This window comes from Flavobacterium tegetincola DSM 22377 (assembly GCF_000425485.1).
In the GTDB taxonomy this organism is placed as follows: domain Bacteria; phylum Bacteroidota; class Bacteroidia; order Flavobacteriales; family Flavobacteriaceae; genus Flavobacterium; species Flavobacterium tegetincola.
This window is the reverse complement of sequence record NZ_KE384384.1, coordinates 148397-170977: the sequence shown is the minus strand read 5'-3', so window position 1 is coordinate 170977 and position 22581 is coordinate 148397. Positions and strand designations below refer to the sequence as shown.

25 protein-coding genes and 1 riboswitch are annotated in these 22581 nt (G+C 34.5%); of the genes, 10 read left to right on the top strand and 15 right to left on the bottom strand.

All coding sequences use genetic code 11. The annotated features are described in order from the left end of the window. Positions 1-82: 82 nt before the first annotated feature. Both H602_RS0112275 and H602_RS0112270 read right to left on the bottom strand, forming a co-directional pair. On the bottom strand, positions 83-424 hold the full coding sequence (locus H602_RS0112275) for a hypothetical protein (protein ID WP_026978260.1): 342 nt from the start codon (positions 422-424) through the stop codon (positions 83-85). A 71-nt stretch (positions 425-495) separates the two neighbouring features. Beyond that, the gene (locus H602_RS0112270) at positions 496-780 is read right to left on the bottom strand and encodes a GNAT family N-acetyltransferase (RefSeq protein WP_026978259.1); all 285 of its coding nucleotides are present in this window, start codon (positions 778-780) and stop codon (positions 496-498) included. 200 nt (positions 781-980) lie between these two features. Between H602_RS0112270 and H602_RS0112265 the strand changes: the two genes are divergently transcribed. Together H602_RS0112265 and H602_RS0112260 are read left to right on the top strand one after the other, a co-directional pair. Beyond that, complete coding sequence (locus H602_RS0112265) at positions 981-1643, top strand: alpha/beta hydrolase family protein (RefSeq protein WP_026978258.1); 663 nt, start codon at positions 981-983, stop codon at positions 1641-1643. Positions 1644-1689: 46 nt separating this feature from the next. Next, complete coding sequence (locus tag H602_RS0112260) at positions 1690-2580, top strand: lytic transglycosylase domain-containing protein (protein WP_026978257.1); 891 nt, start codon at positions 1690-1692, stop codon at positions 2578-2580. A 129-nt stretch (positions 2581-2709) separates the two neighbouring features. Here the strand turns inward: H602_RS0112260 and H602_RS0112255 are convergent, their stop codons facing one another. Next, a complete protein-coding gene (locus H602_RS0112255) occupies positions 2710-3225 on the bottom strand; it encodes a hypothetical protein (RefSeq protein ID WP_026978256.1) in 516 nt (171 codons plus the stop codon). Positions 3226-3394: 169 nt separating this feature from the next. On the opposite strand from H602_RS0112255, the gene rpmH reads away from it, so the two are divergent. After that, positions 3395-3556, top strand: a complete 162-nt coding sequence (gene rpmH / locus H602_RS0112250) for a 50S ribosomal protein L34 (RefSeq protein WP_026978255.1) — start codon at positions 3395-3397, stop codon at positions 3554-3556. A 272-nt stretch (positions 3557-3828) separates the two neighbouring features. Further along, on the top strand, positions 3829-6684 hold the full coding sequence (carB, locus tag H602_RS0112245; protein WP_026978254.1) for a carbamoyl-phosphate synthase large subunit: 2856 nt from the start codon (positions 3829-3831) through the stop codon (positions 6682-6684). Positions 6685-6768: 84 nt separating this feature from the next. Here the strand turns inward: carB and H602_RS0112240 are convergent, their stop codons facing one another. After that, positions 6769-7308: a YceI family protein gene (locus H602_RS0112240; protein WP_026978253.1), complete on the bottom strand. Its 540-nt coding sequence runs from the start codon at positions 7306-7308 to the stop codon at positions 6769-6771. 13 nt (positions 7309-7321) lie between these two features. Further along, positions 7322-7687 (bottom strand): hypothetical protein, encoded by a 366-nt coding sequence (locus tag H602_RS0112235; protein ID WP_051224476.1) that lies wholly within the window; start codon positions 7685-7687, stop codon positions 7322-7324. An 87-nt stretch (positions 7688-7774) separates the two neighbouring features. Between H602_RS0112235 and H602_RS0112230 the strand changes: the two genes are divergently transcribed. Together H602_RS0112230 and H602_RS0112225 are read left to right on the top strand one after the other, a co-directional pair. Further along, on the top strand, positions 7775-8167 hold the full coding sequence (locus tag H602_RS0112230) for a hypothetical protein (RefSeq protein ID WP_051224473.1): 393 nt from the start codon (positions 7775-7777) through the stop codon (positions 8165-8167). Positions 8168-8221: 54 nt separating this feature from the next. Next, positions 8222-9058 carry a DUF5777 family beta-barrel protein gene (locus tag H602_RS0112225; protein ID WP_026978250.1) on the top strand — a complete coding sequence of 279 codons (837 nt, stop codon included), beginning with the start codon at positions 8222-8224 and terminating at the stop codon, positions 9056-9058. Position 9059: 1 nt separating this feature from the next. On the opposite strand, the gene H602_RS0112220 is transcribed toward H602_RS0112225, so the two are convergent. The 5 genes from H602_RS0112220 to H602_RS19945 form a co-directional block, all read right to left on the bottom strand. Beyond that, complete coding sequence (locus H602_RS0112220; RefSeq protein WP_026978249.1) at positions 9060-9596, bottom strand: acyl-CoA thioesterase; 537 nt, start codon at positions 9594-9596, stop codon at positions 9060-9062. Positions 9597-9628: 32 nt separating this feature from the next. Beyond that, entirely contained in the window at positions 9629-10990 is a 1362-nt protein-coding gene (locus H602_RS0112215) for a DNA recombination protein RmuC (RefSeq protein ID WP_026978248.1), read from the bottom strand. 181 nt (positions 10991-11171) lie between these two features. Next, a complete protein-coding gene (locus H602_RS0112210; protein WP_026978247.1) occupies positions 11172-11441 on the bottom strand; it encodes a hypothetical protein in 270 nt (89 codons plus the stop codon). 358 nt (positions 11442-11799) lie between these two features. Next, positions 11800-12126: a hypothetical protein gene (locus tag H602_RS0112205; RefSeq protein ID WP_026978246.1), complete on the bottom strand. Its 327-nt coding sequence runs from the start codon at positions 12124-12126 to the stop codon at positions 11800-11802. Positions 12127-12360: 234 nt separating this feature from the next. Beyond that, a complete protein-coding gene (locus tag H602_RS19945; RefSeq protein WP_157505053.1) occupies positions 12361-12528 on the bottom strand; it encodes a hypothetical protein in 168 nt (55 codons plus the stop codon). Between the two features lie 191 nt (positions 12529-12719). Here H602_RS19945 and H602_RS0112195 point away from each other — a divergent pair, with 191 nt between their 5' ends. Both H602_RS0112195 and H602_RS0112190 read left to right on the top strand, forming a co-directional pair. Then, the gene (locus tag H602_RS0112195) at positions 12720-13298 is read left to right on the top strand and encodes a pseudouridine synthase (protein WP_026978245.1); all 579 of its coding nucleotides are present in this window, start codon (positions 12720-12722) and stop codon (positions 13296-13298) included. Positions 13299-13315: 17 nt separating this feature from the next. Further along, positions 13316-13777, top strand: a complete 462-nt coding sequence (locus H602_RS0112190; protein WP_026978244.1) for a tRNA (cytidine(34)-2'-O)-methyltransferase — start codon at positions 13316-13318, stop codon at positions 13775-13777. A gap of 108 nt (positions 13778-13885) precedes the next feature. On the opposite strand, the gene H602_RS0112185 is transcribed toward H602_RS0112190, so the two are convergent. From H602_RS0112185 to H602_RS0112175, 3 genes are read right to left on the bottom strand one after another with little or no spacing between them, the layout of a single operon-like run. Then, the gene (locus H602_RS0112185; protein ID WP_035759569.1) at positions 13886-14674 is read right to left on the bottom strand and encodes an ABC transporter ATP-binding protein; all 789 of its coding nucleotides are present in this window, start codon (positions 14672-14674) and stop codon (positions 13886-13888) included. A gap of 7 nt (positions 14675-14681) precedes the next feature. Continuing rightward, positions 14682-15707, bottom strand: a complete 1026-nt coding sequence (locus H602_RS0112180) for an iron ABC transporter permease (RefSeq protein WP_026978242.1) — start codon at positions 15705-15707, stop codon at positions 14682-14684. Positions 15708-15715: 8 nt separating this feature from the next. Then, positions 15716-16861 (bottom strand): ABC transporter substrate-binding protein, encoded by a 1146-nt coding sequence (locus H602_RS0112175; protein ID WP_026978241.1) that lies wholly within the window; start codon positions 16859-16861, stop codon positions 15716-15718. A 269-nt stretch (positions 16862-17130) separates the two neighbouring features. After that, a riboswitch (cobalamin riboswitch) is annotated at positions 17131-17328 on the top strand. 30 nt (positions 17329-17358) lie between these two features. Here H602_RS0112175 and H602_RS0112170 point away from each other — a divergent pair. Further along, positions 17359-19194 carry a TonB-dependent receptor plug domain-containing protein gene (locus tag H602_RS0112170; protein ID WP_026978240.1) on the top strand — a complete coding sequence of 612 codons (1836 nt, stop codon included), beginning with the start codon at positions 17359-17361 and terminating at the stop codon, positions 19192-19194. Positions 19195-19198: 4 nt separating this feature from the next. After that, complete coding sequence (locus tag H602_RS0112165; protein ID WP_026978239.1) at positions 19199-20239, top strand: YncE family protein; 1041 nt, start codon at positions 19199-19201, stop codon at positions 20237-20239. Between the two features lie 75 nt (positions 20240-20314). Here the strand turns inward: H602_RS0112165 and H602_RS0112160 are convergent, their stop codons facing one another. Both H602_RS0112160 and H602_RS0112155 read right to left on the bottom strand, forming a co-directional pair. Beyond that, entirely contained in the window at positions 20315-20938 is a 624-nt protein-coding gene (locus H602_RS0112160) for an N-acetylmuramoyl-L-alanine amidase family protein (protein ID WP_051224462.1), read from the bottom strand. Between the two features lie 47 nt (positions 20939-20985). Next, the gene (locus H602_RS0112155; RefSeq protein ID WP_026978237.1) at positions 20986-22434 is read right to left on the bottom strand and encodes a S41 family peptidase; all 1449 of its coding nucleotides are present in this window, start codon (positions 22432-22434) and stop codon (positions 20986-20988) included. Positions 22435-22581 lie beyond the last annotated feature (147 nt).

Here is a 22581-nt window from a genome sequence, read left to right as displayed (position 1 = left end):
TATAGATTACAAGAATTTGCACTAATTTTTAATCTGTGGAAATTCGTGTAAAAGAGATTTAGTTGATTATAATCCTGTCTTTCTAATACTTATAATGAAATTTAATCGTCGTCATTCTATAAACTGAAGGACTGTATTGCTCGATGAATTCAAATTTATTTCTGCCTTTTTTTTCGAATGAGAGAATATTTTTGGCACTGATTTCAACATACATTGAACCGCCTTCCATCATAAAACGCTCTCCTTTTTTGCGATAAGCAGCACGGATTAAGTTGAATTCAGACAAATTCCATGTGATATTGTGCGAATCGAAATCTTCCATATTAGTGTATAAACCGGAAGTAATTTCAGTTTTAGAACCATAATACTTTATGATTTCTTCAAAAAAAGCCAGTACGTTTGCGTTGAGTTCTTCGGATGTCATTTCGTAAAAATAGCAATTTTTTAAAAATAAAAAAAACCACTTGACGTAAGTGGTTTGCTTTTTGTAAATTATTAAATCCGAATTCCGGGTGGTAAAAGTTCTCTGTACACTCTATTTTTGCGAAAGAAAGAAGCGATTTTTGGTAAAATCGGAACTACTTTCCAGTTGTTATCAATAGCAATTTGCATAATTTCTTTCAAAAAGGCATTGATGAATTCTTCGTTTTCAAAATCTTCTGGAACATTTATACGGGTTAAGAAAATCTTTTTTTCCTGAAACGAATATTCTAAAGTAACGAGTTGTTCATCAACATAAGTTTCAAATTGTCTAGAGAACGTATTGTCTTTAATTTCCATAATATAAGTAATTTATAATTTTAATTGCTTTTTAGATGTAAAAGCAATGTAAATCGCAACGCATGAACTTTAAAATTACGTTCATAATTTATTGGTAAAATAATAATAAGTGTTGGGCTACTACAATTAATCGTGTAATTTTATACAAATTTCGTCATTTTATATGACTTTGGCTGCAGTAGCAGCGTTAAAACATTTATATGGAAAAAATTCATGTGTATTTTATGCCAGGTCTTGCCGCGAGTTCGCTGATTTTTGAACGAATCGAGTTGACTGAAGATCAATTCGAAATTCATTTATTAGATTGGGAAATGCCGTTAATTGCCGAAACATTGACCGCTTATGCGGAGCGAATGTCTAAATTAGTAAAGCATCCTAGTCCAGTTTTAATAGGCGTTTCCTTTGGGGGTGTTTTGGTTCAAGAAATGGCTCATTTTTTGAAACCTAAAAAAGTAATCATTATTTCCAGTGTGAAAACCAATTTGGAAGTCCCGCTTCGGATGAAATTTGCAAAATCAACAAAAGCCTATAAATTATTGCCCACAAGTTGGTTGCATAATGTAGAAATCTTGGCCAAATATTCGTTCGGGAATGCAGTGAAGCAACGCTTGAAACTGTATGAAAAATACTTGTCCATGCGAGAAAAAGTATATTTGGATTGGGCAATTGAGCAAATGGTTTTATGGAACAGAACCGAGCCTGACAAGCAAGTCATTCACATACATGGAACGATGGATGAAGTGTTTCCTCCTAAAAATATAAAAGATTATATTGCGGTATCAGGAGGAACGCACATTATGATTTTGAGTAAATACCGTTGGATGAACGAAAATCTTCCCAAAATTATTTTGGGCGAGAAATAATAAATGTACCATTTAGGTAGTTTAATTGTAAATAAAAATGAAAGAGATGAATACAATAAAAAAAATTGGAAGTATTGGTGCATTGGTATTGATAAGCGGAACGTTAATTCATTCGGTTGCTTATTCAGAGCCAAAAGCTAAAACTGAAGTAGGAGCGAGGTATTATCCAAGTAAAATGGATTTTGCTGGAGAAAAGACACCCTTGCATTTAGCCGATGTGAAAGAGCGATTTGACCGCGAATTGATTGTAAATGCAAATTTGCACGGTTCAATGATCATCATTACCAAAAGAGCCAATCGTGAATTTCCTATAATTGAGCCAATTTTAAAGAAATACGGAGTTCCAGACGACTTTAAATATTTGGCTGTAGCCGAAAGTGCTTTGGTAAACGCTACTTCATCAGCTGGAGCAAAAGGATTTTGGCAATTTATGCCTGCAACTGCAAAAGAGTACGGAATGGAAGTTAACGATGAAGTGGACGAAAGATACCATTTGATAAAATCAACCGAAGCTGCTTGCAAATACCTCGCGAATGCAAAAGAGAAAATGGGTTCTTGGACGTTAGCTGCCGCATCTTATAACGGAGGTTTAGCAGGAGTTAACCGTCAAGTTACTAGTCAAGGCGAAACTAATTACTATGATTTATTATTAACTGAAGAAACGTACCGCTATGTTTTTAGGATTTTGGCATTGAAAGAAATTATGCAAAATCCGGTGATGTACGGTTTCACTTATACAAAAGAGGAATTATATAGCGGAATTCCAACTAAAAAAGTGGAAGTTGACTCTTCAATTCCTGATTTAGCTGCTTTTGCCAAAGAGCAAGGAATCAATTATAAGATATTAAAAATCCACAATCCATGGTTGCGCGATAAAAAGTTGACCAATACTTCAGGAAAGAAATATGTAATTGAAATCCCAACGAGCGGTTATTAAGGAAGTGTTCAGAAACAATTTTCTGTTTAAAATTAAATTGCAATTTTTGATAAAAAAAATCCACTTTTGAAACATTCAAAAGTGGATTTTGTATTTTTAACCTAGAACCTAGAACCTAGAACCTAGAACCTAAATCTTCTTCATCTGATCCTTCATCATCTTAATTTGGTCTTTCAATAAGCCTTGTTTGTCAAGTTTCTTAGCTTCGTTCAATAAGTTCGTAGCTTCCAATTTTCTTCTTCTCGTCATCGCTACACCAGCCAAATTCAATTTAGCAATTGCGATATCAGTATCCATACCCAATCCCAATACTAATGCTTTTTTGAAATGTTTTTCAGCTTGTATGATGTTAGTCTGAGACAACATCAAACCATGTAGGTATTCGTAATAACCTTGTTGTTTTTTTACTAAAGCCGTTTCAGGATTTTTAATATAAGAAAGCCACTTTTGTGCACCTGTAAAATCTTGTTTTCGCAATTTTAAAAAGGCTAAAAGGATAAATTCATTTTTAAAATATAAAAAGATGAAAATTGTAGATAGTAAAAGAAGGAAAATTCCGTTACCAATATTGTTTTCCGTAAATTGCCAAATCCCAGTTGCAATGATTAATCCCGCTATAATAAGTTTAATATTTCTGTGATACATAGTAGTTCTTTAATTAAGTTTGCAAAGGTAAGAAAATCATTTGAAAATATTTTTATAAAACCGCTTGCTTAAAAAAAAAACCTTTGTATATTTGCACTCGGTTTTAAGGGAAGAAAAACTTACAACCTAATAGATAGAAATTAAATCAAGATTTTAAAGATACAAAGCAATGAGCAAAAGAACATTTCAACCATCGAAAAGAAAGAGAAGAAATAAACACGGATTTATGGACAGAATGGAATCTCCAAATGGAAGAAAAGTTCTAGCACGTAGAAGAGCAAAAGGAAGACATAAATTGACTGTTTCTTGCGAACCAAGACACAAAAAATAATGATTAGCTTCTAATCAATATCAAGCCGTTACTTTTATTAGTAGCGGCTTTTTTTTAAAGTTTTTTATAAAATATTGATTAATTTTAGGAGCTATTTCCTGCTATTCGCTATATCTTTTTAATTTTAAAGAAAAATTAAAAAGGATACCGCTGCTATCAGGGCTAGGGTTTGAGGGTATAAACTCAACTCTTTTTAATATACAATTTGGATAAGTCGCGACTTGTCCGAAAGTAAACATACAACAACACAACTACACATAAAAACAACTACTATGCCGAAAGACAATTCAATTAAATCGCTTTTAATAATTGGTTCAGGACCTATTGTAATCGGACAAGCATGCGAATTTGATTATGCTGGTTCACAATCCGCTCGTTCTATTCGTGAGGAAGGAATTGAAGTTATCTTAATCAATTCCAATCCAGCAACCATCATGACCGATCCAACAATGGCGGATCATGTGTATTTATTGCCTTTAACTACCAAGTCAATAATTCAAATTTTAAAAGAACATCCTCAAATTGACGCTGTTTTACCAACAATGGGAGGACAAACGGCTTTAAATTTATGTTTAGAAGCCGATGAAAAAGGAATTTGGGAAGATTTTGGTGTGAAATTAATTGGTGTGGACATCAATGCGATTAACGTTACAGAAGATCGCGAACAGTTTAAACAACTACTTGAAAAAATTGGCGTTCCAACGGCACCAGCAAAAACGGCAACATCTTTCTTACAAGGAAAAGAGATTGCGCAAGAATTTGGTTTCCCATTGGTAATCCGTCCTTCGTTTACTTTAGGAGGAACTGGAGCTGCTTTTGTACATACCAAAGAAGAATTCGACGAAAAACTTTCTTACGGATTGGAAATGTCACCAATACATGAAGTATTAATTGACAAAGCGTTAATCGGATGGAAAGAATACGAATTGGAACTTTTACGTGACAATAACGATAATGTGGTAATCATCTGTTCTATTGAAAACATGGACCCGATGGGAATTCATACAGGAGATTCAATTACAGTGGCTCCAGCAATGACGTTATCGGACACGACTTTCCAAAAAATGCGTGACATGGCAATTTTGATGATGCGAAGTATCGGAAATTTTGCAGGAGGTTGTAACGTGCAATTCGCCGTTTCGCCTGACGAAAAAGAAGATATTGTTGCCATTGAGATCAATCCACGTGTTTCTCGTTCATCAGCCTTGGCATCAAAAGCAACAGGTTATCCAATTGCAAAAATCGCTTCGAAATTAGCTTTAGGTTACACTTTAGATGAACTGCAAAACCAAATTACAAAATCAACTTCGGCTTTATTCGAGCCAACTTTAGATTATGTAATTGTAAAAATACCACGTTGGAACTTTGATAAATTTGAAGGTGCTGATAGAACTTTGGGACTTCAAATGAAATCAGTTGGTGAAGTAATGGGAATTGGACGTTCGTTCCAAGAAGCCTTGCACAAAGCGACACAATCCTTAGAAATTAAAAGGAATGGTTTAGGAGCTGATGGAAAAGGATATAAAAATTACGAACAAATCATTGAGAAACTGACTTTTGCAAGTTGGGACCGTGTGTTTGTAATTTACGATGCAATTGCAATGGGAATTCCATTGAGTAGAATTCACGAAATTACTAAAATTGACATGTGGTTCTTGAAGCAATATGAGGAATTGTATACTTTAGACCGTGAAATATCAAATTTCAAAGTCGATACGCTTCCTAAAGAATTGCTTTTAGAAGCGAAACAAAAAGGATTTGCCGACCGACAAATCGCTCACATGATGGGTTGTTTGGAAAGTCAGATTTATAAATTACGTGAGGAGAAAAACATCAACCGCGTTTTCAAGTTAGTAGATACGTGTGCGGCTGAATTTACGGCACTAACTCCTTACTACTATTCTACTTTTGAAGCTGAAGTTGAAAAAGCAGACGGAACAAGATACGTTCATAACGAAAGTATTGTTACCGACAAGAAAAAAGTAATCGTTCTTGGATCAGGTCCAAACCGTATTGGTCAAGGAATTGAATTTGATTATTCTTGTGTTCACGGAGTTTTAGCGGCAAAAGAATGTGGTTACGAAACCATTATGATCAACTGTAATCCTGAAACGGTTTCGACTGATTTTGATACAGCAGATAAATTGTACTTTGAACCGGTTTTCTGGGAACATATTTACGACATCATTCGTCACGAAAAACCAGAAGGTGTAATTGTGCAATTAGGAGGACAAACTGCTTTGAAATTAGCTGAAAAACTTTCAAAATACGGAATTAAAATTCTAGGAACTAGTTTTGACGCTTTAGATTTAGCGGAAGATAGAGGTCGTTTCTCTGAATTATTGACGGATCTTAAAATTCCTTTTCCACAATTCGGAATTGCCGAAAGTGCTGAAGAAGCAAGTAAATTAGCCGATACATTAGATTTTCCATTATTAGTTCGACCTTCCTATGTTTTGGGTGGACAAGGAATGAAAATTGTCATCAATAAACAAGAATTAGAAGAACACGTAATTGATTTATTGAAATCAATTCCTGGAAATAAATTGCTTTTAGACCACTATTTAGATGGTGCGATTGAAGCAGAAGCCGATGCAATTTGCGATGCGGATGGAAATGTATACATCATTGGAATTATGGAGCATATTGAGCCTTGTGGTGTGCATTCTGGAGATTCAAACGCAACTTTACCACCATTTAATCTAGGTGAATTTGTGATGCAGCAAATTAAAGATCATACGCATAAAATTGCAAGAGCATTGCATACTGTGGGTCTAATCAATATTCAATTCGCAATTAAAGATGACATGGTTTATATTATTGAGGCCAATCCAAGAGCTTCTAGAACAGTTCCTTTTATTGCAAAAGCGTATGGTGAACCTTACGTAAATTATGCTACTAAAGTAATGTTGGGTCATAATAAAGTAACGGATTTTAAATTCAATCCGCAATTGAAAGGATATGCAATCAAGCAACCCGTTTTCTCTTTTAGTAAGTTTAAAAACGTAAATAAAGCTTTAGGTCCAGAAATGAAATCAACGGGAGAAAGTATTTTATTCATTGACGATTTGAAAGACGACCAGTTTTATGAGTTGTATTCAAGACGAAAAATGTATTTGAGTAAATAATAAGAAGCTTAAACTTAAAAAAAAAAGTCTCTTTCTGTTGTGGAAAGAGACTTTTTTGTTGCGGTAAAGATTTTTATTAACCGACTATTTTAAAACAAAAACATTAGAAATATTAATTTTATTAGATACTTTGTTTTTTACAACACTTGGAATCTCAATAGCAAAGTCACTTGCATTCACAGAAAAATTGGTTACGATTTCTACGCCATTATCTGCTTTTTTAATTTTGGCAACAGTAGTGATGTCTTTTGACTTTCCGTGCATCTCAAGTTTGCCACTTATAGTATATTCTTGCGCAACACTAGTCAAATCTTTAACATTGAAATTTTTGATAACGCCTCTAAATGTTGATTTTGGATAACGTGTGGATTCCATGTAATTTTCATTAAAATGCTCTTCCATTAAAGCAACTTTAAATTTGAAACCTTTGATTAGTGCCAAACTTGCAATTTCGCCAGTTTGCGTATTTAAGATACACGTCACATTATCATTCTTGGCCTTTACTTCTTCAAACGAGGCAACGGAACCTTCAAACGAGGTAGTTCCATTTTTGGTAATTAATTTTTCTTGTGCAAAGGTTGCATTGAAGCAAAGCAGTAAGCAAATTATAATTGAATTTTTCATAATGTATTGATTTTTATTGTTGTAAACCGTCTTCTTGCCATTTTGCAATAATAGAAATTGTGGCATTTGGCAATTTTGGACCTCCTTGTGGCATTAAACTCGAATTTCCTTCTTCCAGCATAATTCTGTTAATCAAACCACGATTTAAAACTGCATCACGAACTTTATCGTACGTAGTTAAAGATAGATTTGTACCTGGGATAGGCGTTGCTCCATGGCACACCACGCAATTATTGTCAATGATGGACTTTACATCTTTCGCAAAACCAACTTGTTCCGCAATGGGTTCAGAATTGACAAGATCCATCGTGCTATCAGAAGTGCAACTCCACAGGAAAGTGGTGTTAAGTGTTAAAAAAGTAATTTGTTTAATATTCATTTTAATTGTTTTTCTAAAGTTAGATAGTAAAGTTAATATAATGCAGAAAATAGATAAAGTTAATTAAATTTGTTTAAATTTTTTATTATGAAAAAAGGTATAATCATTGTTTTTTCAGTCGCAATTGTTGCGGCAATCGGTCTTTATTTTTACACCTATCAAGGCCATCGCGACATCGGTTCAGAAAATTCGGACTTCAAGCTCAGGCTTTCTGAATTGCAAACGGAGTTCAAAGCCAATGATAGTTTGTTCAATGCAAAATATGCAGACAAGACTATTGAGATATACGGTAAAATTACCGCGTTAGATTTAGAAAATAAATCTTTTATGTTAGAGGAAAAGATTGAGGTCAATCTTATGGACGCTATTCCCAACACTATAAAAATTTCAGATACTATTGCTATAAAGGGCAGGTACGTTGGCTTTGATGATTTATTGGAAGAATTTAAAATTGATCAAGCAATTATTGTCAAAAATTAAACTATAACCGCACTTTAACCGTATCTGATAAGTATACACTTAAAACACCACCTTATGAAAATCAAATTACTGTTCTTATTTCTGCCGTTTTTATCTTTTGCACAAGATGATTTATTATCTGAAATTGATACTACGCTTAACAATCAAGTAGTCACTTCCGCCTTTAAAGCATTGAAGATTGTTAATTTAGAATCTACAAAACTTGCCGCAAAAGGTGATTTATATTTTATAGTTGCACATAGATTTGGTTCTGTGAAAGACGGTTTTGAAGGATTTTATGGCTTAGACAATGCCAATACACAGATTAAATTTTTGTACGGTGTCAAAGATTGGTTGACTATTGGTGGGGCACGAAGTGAACTGGCTTATGACTTTTCTGTAAAATACCGTTTACAAGAGCAAATTGAAGATGGATTTCCAGTAGCAATAGTTGGATTCAATAGTTTGGCAATTAACAATACGTTGAAAGAAAGCTTATATCCAAATATGACGTTCGAGAATAGACTGATTTACGTGAGTCAAATTTTAGTATCCAGAAAATTTTCAGAGAATCTGTCTTTAGAATTGGCTCCGACTTTCTTTCACGAAAACTTTGTAGCCAATGATATGCAGGATAACAGTCAATTTGCAATTGGTATTGGAGGTCGATATAAAATTTCTAAAAGATGGTCTATTAATGCAGATTATGCCGCACATTTAAATCGTGCAAGTAATTCTCCATTTAAAAATCCACTATCAGTTGGTGTAGATTTAGAAACGGGTGGACACGTATTTCAGATGCATTTTACCAGTTCGCAAGGTATTCATGAAGCGGGATATTTAGGACAAACCACGGGCGATTGGACAAAAGGAGATGTGTTTTTTGGTTTTAATCTCGCCCGCGTATTTTAATTTATTGAATCTGAACATTGTAATCTTCAAACAATTGATCCATCTCAATCGTATCAAAGTTTTCGTCGATTGCAATTTTCGGATTTGCTTTTTTTATCTTAGTTTGCTGAATTCCGTGGTAAAAGCGACGAATTTCATCAGCACTTGAAACAATTAATCCAGGCACTTTTATAGGTTTTCCTTCATCATCTTTTGCAACCATAGTAAAGTAGGACGAGTTACAGTGTTTTCTCGTTCCGGTCCGAATGTTTTCTGATTCCACACGAATGCCCACAATCATCGAGCTATTGCCCACAAAATTAACGCTTGCTTTTAAAGTAATCAATTCTCCGATTTCTATGGGATTTAAAAAATTAACTGTATTTACAGAAGCGGTTACGCAATAATATCCTGAGAATTTGGACGCACTTGCAAAAGCAATCTGATCCATTAACGACAGAATAAATCCACCGTGGATCTTACCACTAAAATTAGAATGCGAAGGTAACATTAACTCAGACAAGGTTACTTTAGAGGATTTTGCGGTTTTAAAAGTCATAATTCGGTTTTTAGGTAGTTTAAATATAAGGGTTAATTGTCAACTTCGTGATCCATTTCCGAAGTAAAAAGGTTTTCAGGCAAACTCTTATTTGTTTTTGCACCCATTTTTTTAAGTTTTTGCACACTGTTTACCAAGTTTCCTTTGCCATCGACCAACTTGTTCATCGCCAAACTGTATTCGCTTTTAGCATCGTCCAACTTTTTACCTATCTTTTCTAAATCGGTAATAAAACCATAGAATTTATCGTATAATGCTCCGGCTTGTCGGGCAATTTCAAAGGCATTTTGTTGCTGTTTTTGATTGGTCCAAATACTGTCAATCGTACGAAGCGTTGCCAAAAGAGTAGTAGGAGTAACAATTATAATGTTTTGCTCAAAAGCTTTATTGTACAGAAAATTATCTTGGTTCAGTGCTGTAGCAAAAGCCGCTTCAATAGGAACAAATAACAATACAAAGTCGGGACTTTCAATAGAATACAACGTATGGTAGTTTTTTGAACCCAATTGCTCCACGTGTCTTTTTAAGGAACTAATGTGCTCGTTGAGGTAATTCTTCTTCAAAGTCTCCTCCTCTTCATTCACGTACTTTTCATAAGCAATGAGTGAAACTTTCGAGTCAATAATCATTTTTTTGCCTTCCGGCAAATGCACTACCACATCGGGAATGCGTTTCTGACCTTCAACCGTAAAGCTTTGTTGGACATCATATTCACGTCCTTTTTCCAGACCTGATTTTTCCAAAACACGTTCAAGAACCAATTCGCCCCAATTCCCTTGCATTTTATTGTCCCCTTTTAACGCTTTGGTCAGATTTATGGTTTCTTTATTCATCAGCACATTTAAATCTTTCAAACCTAAAATTTGCTCACGCAGTGCCGCATGATAATCAATACTTTCTTTGTGTGTATCTTCTACTTTTTTCTCAAAATGTAGAATTTTCTCCTGCAAAGGCGCTAAAATAGTCTTCAGATTTTCTTGATTCTGAAGTGTGAATTTGGACGTTTTTTCCTCTAAGATTTTATTTGCCAAATTTTCAAATTCAACACTGAACTTTTTCTGCAAATGCTCAACTTCCTGCTTCTGTTCCTTATTGCGTTCCAGCAAATAATCAAAATCAGATTCTTTTTTTGAAAGTTGAATACTTAAAACTTCTTTTTCCGTCCGAATCAATTCCCGTTCGCGCTGCACCTGATCAATTTGCCTTTGAAAAACCAATTCCGACTGCATTTTTTCTTGCTTCAGCGTACTTTGTACAGTTTCCTGATGACGTAATTGCGCTTCAAGAAGTTGCTTTTCTGTAGCATTTTTGGAAGAAAAAATGGATTTGGAAAGTAAATAGCCAATAATAAAACTTATTGTGCTAATTATAACTATGATAGCAGTTGTATTCATATATAAAGTGGTGTACTTAAAAATGTTTGATGGAAATGTACAAAAATTTCTAGTATCAAAAAGCATATTTACAGTATGAAATCAAGGAGGAGCGCTGCATCGCTTTTAAAAATTAAATCGCAAAAAAAAAACGACTCCTAGTTAGAAATCGCTTTTAAATATCTTGAAAAATACCTATCGTTTATGACATTGTAAATTGGTGATCAAATTCTTTATTTACAATGCGTTTATTAGAATAACTGTTATAAATAATTGTTCTTACTTTTTTACGCTGTTGAATTAAAAGTGGGTAATTAATTAAAACTCCAACAATGCAAATGAGCATCAAGACTACAAGAATAGACATGTAGAGTAAATAATTTAACTCCGTAGATGCTTGGAAATCATTTATTAAAAAGAAGCCAGCTCCAAAGAACACTACTATTGACAGAATTAAAGATACTATTTTCATCGCTTAATTTTTATAAATTTTTAATACTGCTAAACTACAACTACTATCCAATGAGACGCTTATAGGATTTTTAAATTGTTTTATACAATTTCATTAGCATATAATTAACTATACGTAATTTGATGAAATTAGGTTTTTACTGATCTAAGTTTATTCAAAATTTAGATGGACTGAAAATGTACTTTTGTTATAAAATATTGTATTGTAGTACTATAGTTTAACGCTTAATTTATTTTGTCTACCCATTTTCTTTAAAGTTTTATTGTAACTCAAATTATATAATTTCAACAATAGGCCACAAAAAAAGAGAACCACATCCATAACGAACGTAATTCTCTTTTTCAAAACGCCTGTAAATTTAGGCATCTATATTCCCACGATGGGTATCCTTTTGATCATCCTCATCTGGAAATTCTTCTGGATTTGGATTTGAATTGAAATCCTTGTGCTCTGCAGTTCGTGGTGTTTGATGAATGGATTCGGTCGGATAATCCACTTGTGGAGCCGGTTTTGAATCTTCTAAATTTTTATCAACGTAGCGTGCTCTATCCACTTGTTCCACATCTCCGTCAGCATCTTTCTCAAATTCTTTTTTCAATTCAGGTGTTGAAACAGTGTCATTATTGGCACTATTTGCACCACTAAATCCTTCATTAATCGGTTGTTCTTTTTTTGAATTTTCCATACTACTCGTTTTTTTAGTTCAAGTTACGCTCAAAACAATTTAAATTCCAAAACCATTAACATTGTTTTAATGAAACAACACACCTGCACTGCCTCGTCATGGAGAGGAACGAAATAGTGCTTTGAATACAATCTGTAACTACAATTCACCTTTACAACCCACCATCAATCAAAAGAAAATCACTTTATAAATCAATCACTCCCCGAAATGAATTTGTATGTCTTCGAAGCTAATTTATGTGTTTCTGAAAGTCATTTGTATGTTTTGGAAACTCATTTGTGTGTCTTCGAAGGTAATTTGTGTGTCTCCGAAAGTCATTTGTATAACTTCGAAGCTAATTTGTGTGTCTCCGAAAGTCATTTGTATGACTTCGAAGCTAACTTGTGTGTCTCCGAAAGTCATTTATGTGTCTTCGAAGCTAATTTAGATGTGCAATAAATCAATTTAATGTGCTTTTAAAGTACCACACAACCCAAATCAAACGTTTTTACATGCAAACTACCTGCACTAAAAGCCCTCAACAAAGCAACTAAAGCCACCAGCATTGTTTTAGACTGTTAAACCTCCTATCTTTGCCCTACTCGAATCAAGCTATGGCACACCAGCACTACATAATTTACAAACCTTATGGCTTTTTAAGCCAATTTATCTACGAACAAAAACGCAAGAAAAAACTGCTAGGCGAATTGTCAAACTTTCCAATAGGAACCATGGCAATTGGTCGTCTGGACGAAGATTCAGAAGGTCTACTGCTACTAACTACAGACGGAAAAGTAAGTGAAGCCGTTAGAAGTAAAAAGGTCACTAAAGAATATTATGTCCAAGTGGACGGAATTATTACGGATGAAGCTATAAAGCTGCTCAAAACAGGTGTAGAAATAGGATTTGATGGTGGAAAATACATGACTTTACCTTGCGAAGCCAAGAAAATTGAGGCTCCAAATTTTGAAATCCGTTCCAAAAAAGTGCGCGATGACCGACACGGTCCAACCACTTGGGCTTCAATAACCGTTAGTGAAGGCAAATTCCGTCAAGTGCGAAAAATGACCGCTGCTGTTGGTTTTCCTACCTTACGATTGGTTCGCGTTCGGGTTGGAAATGTACATTTAAACCAAATGAAATCGGGCGAAGTAGTAGAAATGAATAATTTGCTGGAAGTTGTTCTTTCTTAAATTTTAAATATAATTTTATGTTGAATATTGTTTTAGTAGAACCTGAAATTCCAAATAATACAGGAAATATTGGCCGTTTATGTGTGGGAACAGAGAACAGATTGCACTTGATTCACCCGTTTGGCTTTGAAATTACCGATAAGAACTTAAAACGTTCTGGCTTGGATTATTGGGTACACTTAGATTGGAAACAATACCAATCCATCGAAGAATGGCGCAACCAAATTCCGGATATTTCGCGCGTGTTTTTATTCAGTTCGCATGCCGAAAAATCCTATTTAGAAGCCGATTTTCAAGACGGAGACTGGTTGGTTTTTGGGAAAGAATCAGTAGGTTTAAACACCGAAATGTTGCAAGAATTTCAAAACCACTTAAGTATTCCTATTTCACCTTTAGTACGAAGTTATAACCTGGCAAATGCCGTGGCCTTTGTCATTGGCGAAGCAAAAAGGCAATTGTTAGTAAAGTCAAAACAATAAATTTCAGTCCCAAAGAAGCTAAATTTAAAAATGTTGTTGGTGTAAATTCACCATTATTAACCTAAAGTTTTAAAGGTTTTGCTTTGCGTCTTTGCGAGAAAATTACAATCAAATTTTCCCAAAAACAAATTTCCCTTTTTCTTTATCAAAACTGATGCTTCTATCGTCAAAAAGTGCATTAAAAACACCTTTTTCAATCAATATACAAGGCGTACTTTGCACGGTTTTTTCAGGCGTCATGATAATCATTTCATCACAAAGTTGAATTGCTAAATCAATATCGTGTGTTGAAAATAAAATGCATTTTTCAGTTTCCTTGGCTAATTTTTGCAGCAATTGCAGTAAAGTAAATTTGTGCAGTAAATCCAAATGCGTGGTAGGTTCGTCTAAAATAATTAAAGGAGTATCTTGAGCCAATGCTCTTGCAATTAATACTTTTTGCAGCTGGCCGTCACTGATTTCGAAATGTTTTTTGTGTGCCAAATGTTCGATTTTCGTCAAGCGAATCGCCTCATGAACTTTATTCGTATCTTCAGAAGTCAGCGTACCAAGCCAATTGGTGTACGGTTGTCGTCCCAAGGCAACCAACTCAAAAACGGTTAAATTACTGGGTGGTAATTTTTCGGTTAAAACCATACTCATTTGTTGTGCTAATTCGCTTGACGTATAATTTTCTATGTTATTTTCATTCAAAATCACACATCCTGACAGAGGTTTTTGTATGCCAGTAATTGTCTTCAATAACGTTGATTTTCCCACACCATTGATCCCGACTAAGGCAATCAGTTTTCCTTTTCGCAATTGAATTTTGACGTCAGTGGCTACGGTTTTTATATTTTTCTTGTCGCGGTAACCAATAGAAATTGGATGTGCCTCTAAAATGATTTCGTTTTTCATGACCAGATTATTGAATGTTTTTCTTACCAATTAATAACCAGATTACCACTGGAGCACCCATAATTGACGTGATTGCATTAATAGGTAACGTCATTTCTAAAAACGGCATTTGCGAAATGATGTCGCAAGCTAACATCAAAATTCCACCGATCAAGACTGTACTAAAGAACAGTGTCTTATGGCTGCTGGTTTGAAACACTAACTTGGCAATATGCGGAACTGCTAAGCCAATAAAAGCAATCGGACCGGCAAAAGCTGTAATGCTTCCCGCTAAAATACTGGTGGCAATGATGATAATTAACCGTGCTTTCTTAAAGTTCAACCCGACGCTTTTAGCATAATTTTCTCCTAGTAATAAGGCGTCCAAGGATTTTATACTTACTAAACTCAACACTAATCCAACGGTTACAGTAGTTCCTAAAATTCCAATGGAAGGCCAAGGCAAATTACCCAAATTACCCATGGACCAAAAGGTAAATTTTTGCAATTGCTCTGCTGTACTAAAGTAACTCAAAACATTAACAATTGCTCCTGCAAAACTTCCAAACATCAATCCTACGATCAAAATGGACATGGTATTTCGCAATCGTTGCGCAACAACTAATATGGCCAAAAGCACTAAAAAACTTCCTAAAAATGATGCTAAAATTACACCGTAACTCGATATTACGGCAGTTTGTAAGAAGCTTGGTAATACGCCTGCACCTAAAATTACAAATGCAACTCCTAAACTGGAACCCGAACTCAACCCTAAAACATACGGTCCTGCTAATGGATTTCTAAATAAAGTTTGCATCAAAAGTCCACTGATCGAAAGTCCCATTCCAACGAGTATCGCAGTAATTGCCTTTGGTAATCTAAAATTTAGAATGATGTATTCCCATGTTGATTTTGAGGCGTCTTGTCCACTTAAAATTTTAAATACTTCTTTTAGCGGAATAGAAACTTGTCCTGACGTTAAGTCCAATAAAAAGAAGCACACCAATAAAACGGTGAAAGTTATAAATAAAATAGAATGGTGCTTGTTGGTCATTAAATTCTTTATTTCATCTGTTCAAAAAAGAACGGCTTGTAATTGGGCACTAATTCAGGATGAAAAATAGACACTAAATCTTTCAATACTAGATCAGGTCGATTGGGTGCTAATTCGTAATACAAAATGCCGCCTGTTTTTCCCTTTTTATTTCTAAATGAATATACTTTTTTGTTCTTAAACGCAGCAAATTGACTGTAATGCGTATTTGCTTTCTTCATCTCTTGCAACGTTGAAAATTGCCCTGAAGTGATCCAAAAATCAGCGTCTTTTGCCCTGTCAAAAACAACTTCAAAGGACAAAGCCAAGCTTCCTGTGCCAACAGTTTCTTTCCATAAATAAGCTCCGCCCGCTTCCTTAATCAGTTGTGAACCCCAACTAGAACCTTTTGGCATGTACCACGTTCCTTCAAATATATCACCTGCTAAAACAGAAGGTTTTATCGAACTGTTTTTGACTAAATCAACTGTAGTTTTGTATTCTTTTTCAATGGTTGAAAATATGGAATTCGCCTTTTGCTCTTTGCCAAATAAAACACCAAAGAACTTGATCCATTCTGCTTTTCCCAACGGAGTTTGCTCGTTCCAATCCCCGTTAAGCATTATTTTTATACCACTTTTTTCCAGATTATCTAACGTTGGATTTTTATTGTCAATTCCATATCCGATTAAAACGTCTGGATTTAAATCAATGATCACTTCAGTATTCAGGTCTTGATTTTGTCCCAATTCTGTCACTTTTCCGGCTTCAATTCTACTTCGTACTTTTTCAGAAGAAATATAGTCCAAATTAGGAAATCCAATCAACGCATTTTCTACTTCAAGCAATTCTAAAGATGGAATATGAGTGGTAGAAGTTACCACAATATTTTTAACAGGAACTGAAATTTGAATGTTATTTTGCAAACTATCAGGAATGATTCCGCCACTTTCCTTTAAAATGTATGTATAATTTTTTGTTGCATTGGGCCACGGATTTACCACAGTTACTAGCGAATAGCCATCGTACTTTACTATTGAAAAACCGGTTGCATAACGCACTTGATTTTCAGTGCTGATGGGCTCTTTATTAGTTTCGGTACTGCTTTCTTTGCAACCCGATAGCGAAAATAATACGAAGGTAAAAAGTAAAATTGTAGTTGTGGAAATTTTCATTTAAAATGATTTTATACGTTGCAAAGGTAGAAGTTATTCTGACTTTTTGAAGGTAAATTGAAAATTGAGTTCGAAAATTTATTCTAGAATCAAGGTGATTTAGATTTTAATTGGAATCTTATAATTGACTTTGTAAGCAAAAAATAATTGGAAGAAAAGCGATCCTAGTTTTAAAATTTGCAGTCGTTTTTTAGAGCTAGAATAAGGTTTTCCTATTTTGATTTTTATAAATAGTTGAGAATTGAAGTCAATACACATTTTTTAAACTACTTTTGCACCCAAATTAAGGTTGTGATTTTACTTTGAAATCACATTAAAAGGGAATTTGGATAAAAACCAAAGCTGTTCCCGCAACTGTAAGCTAGAAAAGCTCGCTGTAAACTACAAAACCACTGCCTCGAAAATCGAGATGGGAAGGTAAACAACGAGACGCAAGCCAGGAGACCTGCCTTATTTGTAACCAATATCGAATCTTCGGGAAAAAAGATTCTGAAATTATGACTTTACGATATTTTATATTTTTATTCGGAATGTTAGTTTGCCAAAAATCATTGGCACAAACGCCTGTTGCTGTCCAATTAGACGAAGTTGATATTGCAGATCGAAAATTGCGTGACTACTCAAATGCTCAGAACGTCCAGCAACTCAATGACTCTATTATACAAAAAAATCAACCCTCGTTAACCAGTCTTCTAAACTTTTCTACAGGAATTTATTTCAAAGAAAATGGTTTAGGAATGGTTTCTTCGCCTTCTTTTCGTGGCACCACGGCTCAGCAAACTGCTGTGGTTTGGAATGGAATCAACATTAATTCCCAACTAAACGGGCAAACGGATTTCAACACTATTAGTACATCAGATTTCAATTCCATTAGTGTTCGAGCGGGTGGAGGAAGCTCATTGTACGGGACGAGTGCCATTGGTGGAAGTATTCATTTAAATACCACTCTGAATTTTAGGAAATTGTTTTCCAATCGATTGAATGTTAATTATGGCAGTTATAATACATTGACAGCCAATTATCAGGTGAAATATGCTACCGAAAAAATGAGTTTCTTTGGAAGTGTTTCTCGAAACAGTTCGGATAATAATTACGATTATTTGAACTCAAATCGGACAAATTTAAATGGACAATTTTACAATTCAAGTTATAATGTTGGATTTGGATACAAGATAAATTCAAGAAATACATTAAAGTTATACAGCCAGTTTTTTGATGGCGAAAGGCATTTTTCATTAATTAACCCAACGGACAGTAAAACAAAATACCGAGATTTTAATACTCGAAACTTGGCCGACTTGACGACCTATTTGGGCAATTTTACGTCAAATTTAAAAGTAGGCTTTTTAAGTGAAGAATATAAATATTTTGGAAACATTGCTCAGGACAATTTTACGTTTGGGAAAGTCGAAACGCTGTTGGCAAAATATAATTTAAATTACCGAATCAATGCGGCAACGCAAGTGGATTTTGTAGCTGATTTTACCCAAAATAAGGGCGATGGTTCTGATATTGCAACTGAAAAAAGAAGCATTACTGGTTTTGCACTGCAGTTTAAGCAAAGTGTGAATGAACATTTTTCGTACGATTGGAGTTTAAGGAAGGAAGTCACTAATAACTATAAAAGTCCACTTTTATATGCGGTCGGAACAGTTTATAAACCGTTTAAATGGTATACGTTAAAGGCAAATTTTTCGCAGAATTTCAGAATTCCGACCTTCAATGATTTATATTGGCAAGGAGCTGGAAACATTGATTTACAACCAGAAAAAGCAGTACAAGGCGAAATTGGAAATGTATTTCAGTGGCAAAATTTTAGCATCACGGCCACTGTTTTTTATTCTAAAATTAAGGACATGATTCGTTGGCTTCCGCAAAATGGTGGCGTTTTTAGACCCACAAACACAGAACGCGTTTCAATATTTGGTAGTGAAATTTCGATGGATTACAGCAAAGTAGTGCATAAGCATCATTTTGATTTTCATGCAAATTATTCCTATACAGATTCGGAAAACGAGAAGACAGGAAAGCAGCTCACCTTTGTACCTTTTCATAAAACTACGGCATCATTGGCATATTCTTACAGCCGATTTGCTGCATTCTACCAGTACTTGTTTAACGGAGAGGTGTTTACACAAACAGATAATAATCCTAAAAAGATTATAGAAAATTATACCGTGTCAAATTTCGGGATTTCTGCAGATTTGGATCAACACAGCAACTATACATTAGGGTTTAAGGTTTTAAATCTTTGGAATGAAAACTACGAAAGCGTAGAAAACAGGCCGCTTCCCGGTCGCAATTATGCATTAAACTTAACATTAAATTTTTAAAATTATGAAGATTACTAGATTGTTTTTCATGGCACTTGCAAGTGCAATACTATTTGTTTCTTGTAGCGATGACGATTCCAATACGCCTGATGTGCAACTTGGTGCTTATGACAATGGCGTTATAATTGTCAATGAAGGAAATGGTGCAGCGGGATCAATTTCATTTATTACAGATGATTTAATGACGGTAAATCAAGATATTTTTGGAGCTGTTAACCCAGGTCAAGGAATTGGTGGTTACGTGCAGTCTATGTTTTTTGATGGAGATCGTGCATTTATTGTTTCAAATGGTTCTAATAAAATTACAGTTGTAAACCGTTACACTTTTGAAAAAATTGCTACTATTGAAACCGGATTTAATGTTCCGCGTTATGGTGTGGTTGAAAACGGAAAAGCTTATGTGACCAATTTAGGAAGTTTTAGCGATTTAACAGACGATTTTATAGCTGTGATTAACTTGTCTACCTTAGAAGTGGAAAGCACTATTGCCGTTAATGCAATTGCAGAAAAGATTATTGCAGAGGATGGAAAATTGTATGTAGCAAATGGTACGTACGGAGAAGGAAATTCGATCACGATTATTAATGCTGCTACAAATGCAATTGAAAGTACGATTGATGTTGGAATTTCACCAAATTCAATGGAAGAGGAAAATGGATTCTTGTACGTATTATGTGCAAATTTTACAGAAGCAAGTAGACTGATCAAAATTAATATGAACACAAATCAGAAAGTATCTGAGGTTGTGATGACGGACTTGATCAATGCACAAAATTTAGCCATAGAAGATGGTAAAGTATATTTTACGATTAACGCAGCTGTTTTTAAAGATAATTTATCTGCAACAACAATAAGCAGTACGCCATTGTTTACATCGCTTGCAACTACATTATATGGTTTTGGAGTAGAAGATAACCGCATTTTTGTAGGTGATGCAAAGGATTATGCTTCGGATGGAGAAGTTTTTATTTACTCTACTACTGGTGCGTTACAGAAACAATTTAGCGTTGGTCTAATTCCAAATGGATTTTACTTTAACGATTAATCTCAAATTGACTCCAATGAAACAGGGCTTGTATATAAATACAAGCCCTTTTATTATTTATTATAGAATAGAGATTTATTTTAATTCAGAAATTGCTTCTAGAATTGTAGCTGCAATTTTTTCTTGCTGCTCATCATTTGTAAGATAAGACCGATCATTTTCATTAGACAGAAATCCTAATTCCACTGTGATGGACGGATGTATGGTTTCTCTCAAAATCATGAAATTTGCATCTTTAACGCCTCTTGATTTTAAGTTATGATTGGCAATAAGTCGTGCATTTAAGTCTTCTGCAATGTTTTTTGCTACATCATAACTCACGTTTTTTGGAGAAATATATAGTTCTACACCTGAAGCTTCTTTATTTTCATTTCCATTTACATGAAGCGAAAGCACTAAATTTGGTTTTAAATCATTGATGAATTTAGCACGGTCTTTCAATGCGATGAACTCATCTTCCGTTCGTGTCAAATGAATGATTACGTTTTTGTCTGAATTATTCTTTTTTATTTTTTGTGCAATTAAAAACACAATTTCTTTTTCTGAAAATCCATCTACAGTCATACCGTGGTCATTTCCGCCATGACCAGCATCAATCACTACAGTAATTACTTTTTTAGGATCTTTAGAAGTAGGTTTCATGAAAGCGAAAGAAGCCACTACTGCAAAGGCAAGAATGAATTTGAATGTGTTTTTCATCTGAATGTATTTATTATTTGTTAAAACAGAACGGAAATTTAGTACTTTTATTTGATAAATGGTAAAATAAACACATCATCTGTGTTAATATACATGTCATTCCCAAAACGAACCAATGCTTTTGAAGTTTTAAATTCTTTGCCAAATTGACTTTTATTCTGCGTGATTGATCGCGCATTTCCATTAATTAATCCTAAAGCAGTGCTCAAAAAAGGTTCGTTCTCGTTTCCTAATAAGCCTAAATTACCTGGATTTTCTGCTTGAACAACTGTGGGTAGTAAACCATCTTGGTAATCTCCGAATCCGTCCTTATTAATAGTTTTTATAACAATAGGTTGCATTGCATATTTATGTCGCGAATTAACATCACTCTTATTAAATGTAGGTGAGTCATACAATGTAATGGAACCCACATTTTTACCAACGGTCGTTGTTCCAATTTGGATTACTTCAATGTAGGGCTTTAATCCATTAATTACCAGTTCGCTAGCAGAAGCTGTTCCTCCCGTTGTTAAGACGAACACGCGATTCAGATTTAAGCTGTTAATAGCTGCATTTCCCACAGTACCTGTAAAGTTATTGACTAATTGAGCTGGATTATTTTCTTCAAAATACGCCTGCACTTTTGGATTCCATTGCTGTTTTGCAAAAAGTTGTCCTGAAAATTGTCCCGTAATCATGCTTGCTAATCGTGTTGCAGTCAAAACGGAACCTCCACCATTGTAGCGTAAATCCAATACAAGATCCGTTACTCCAGCTGTTTTTAAAGTTGCAAATGCTTGATTCAATTGCAAGTCATAATTTGCTGTAAAAGCATTGTACATCAAATAACCTGTTTTCTTGCCATTGCTTTCGATGACTTTCGTCAAAAATATCGGGTTTTCAGTCAATTCTGTTTTGATTAATGAAACTGATTGCCCATTAGGTGTAATTGCACCATCATTATAATCAGCAAGATTGAGCGAATAGGATGCTCCAGAAAGGAGTGATTGGTAATTGTTCAAAGTTAGTGACTGACCATTTATTCCAGAAAATACAGTTCCTCTGGTGATGTTCTTTGCGGCAGCTTCGGAATTTGGAATGATGTAATTGACCACGCCATAAATTTCGGTTTCACTTCCTGCTTTAAAACGTAGTGTAAAATCCATTCCGTTGCTTTTTGAAACGCCTTGAAAGAGGTTTTCTAAAAGCACATAGTCATCGACTAAAATACTAAAACGATCAATAGAGCTATCTACTTTTAGATGGTCAAAAAGTGCTTTTGGTTCATCATAATTTGTTAGAAAAGCATTGAGTTGGTCTTGGTTTGCAAATCGATCGTCTGCTAAATCGGGCGAATCCTCTTGCCACAAATAGTACAAATTGAGTCCTTTCCAGATAAAATTTTGTACTTCAAGATTTTGAGGAACGTTTAAAGTGTCGTCATCGTCTTCGCAGCTTGATAAAGTAAGTACCGCAACAAGAAATAGAATTAATATTTTAAGCGTATCTTTCATACTTTTGGTTTATTATAGAAACGTAAATTTAAGTACTTTAGTTTTAATTTCTAACAGATTGTAAAAATAAGTAGATGTAAATCACAGTTTATAAGTAGTATCGTCATGCTAAGAAAGAACATTCAAAATTTCAACTCTTCATATAAA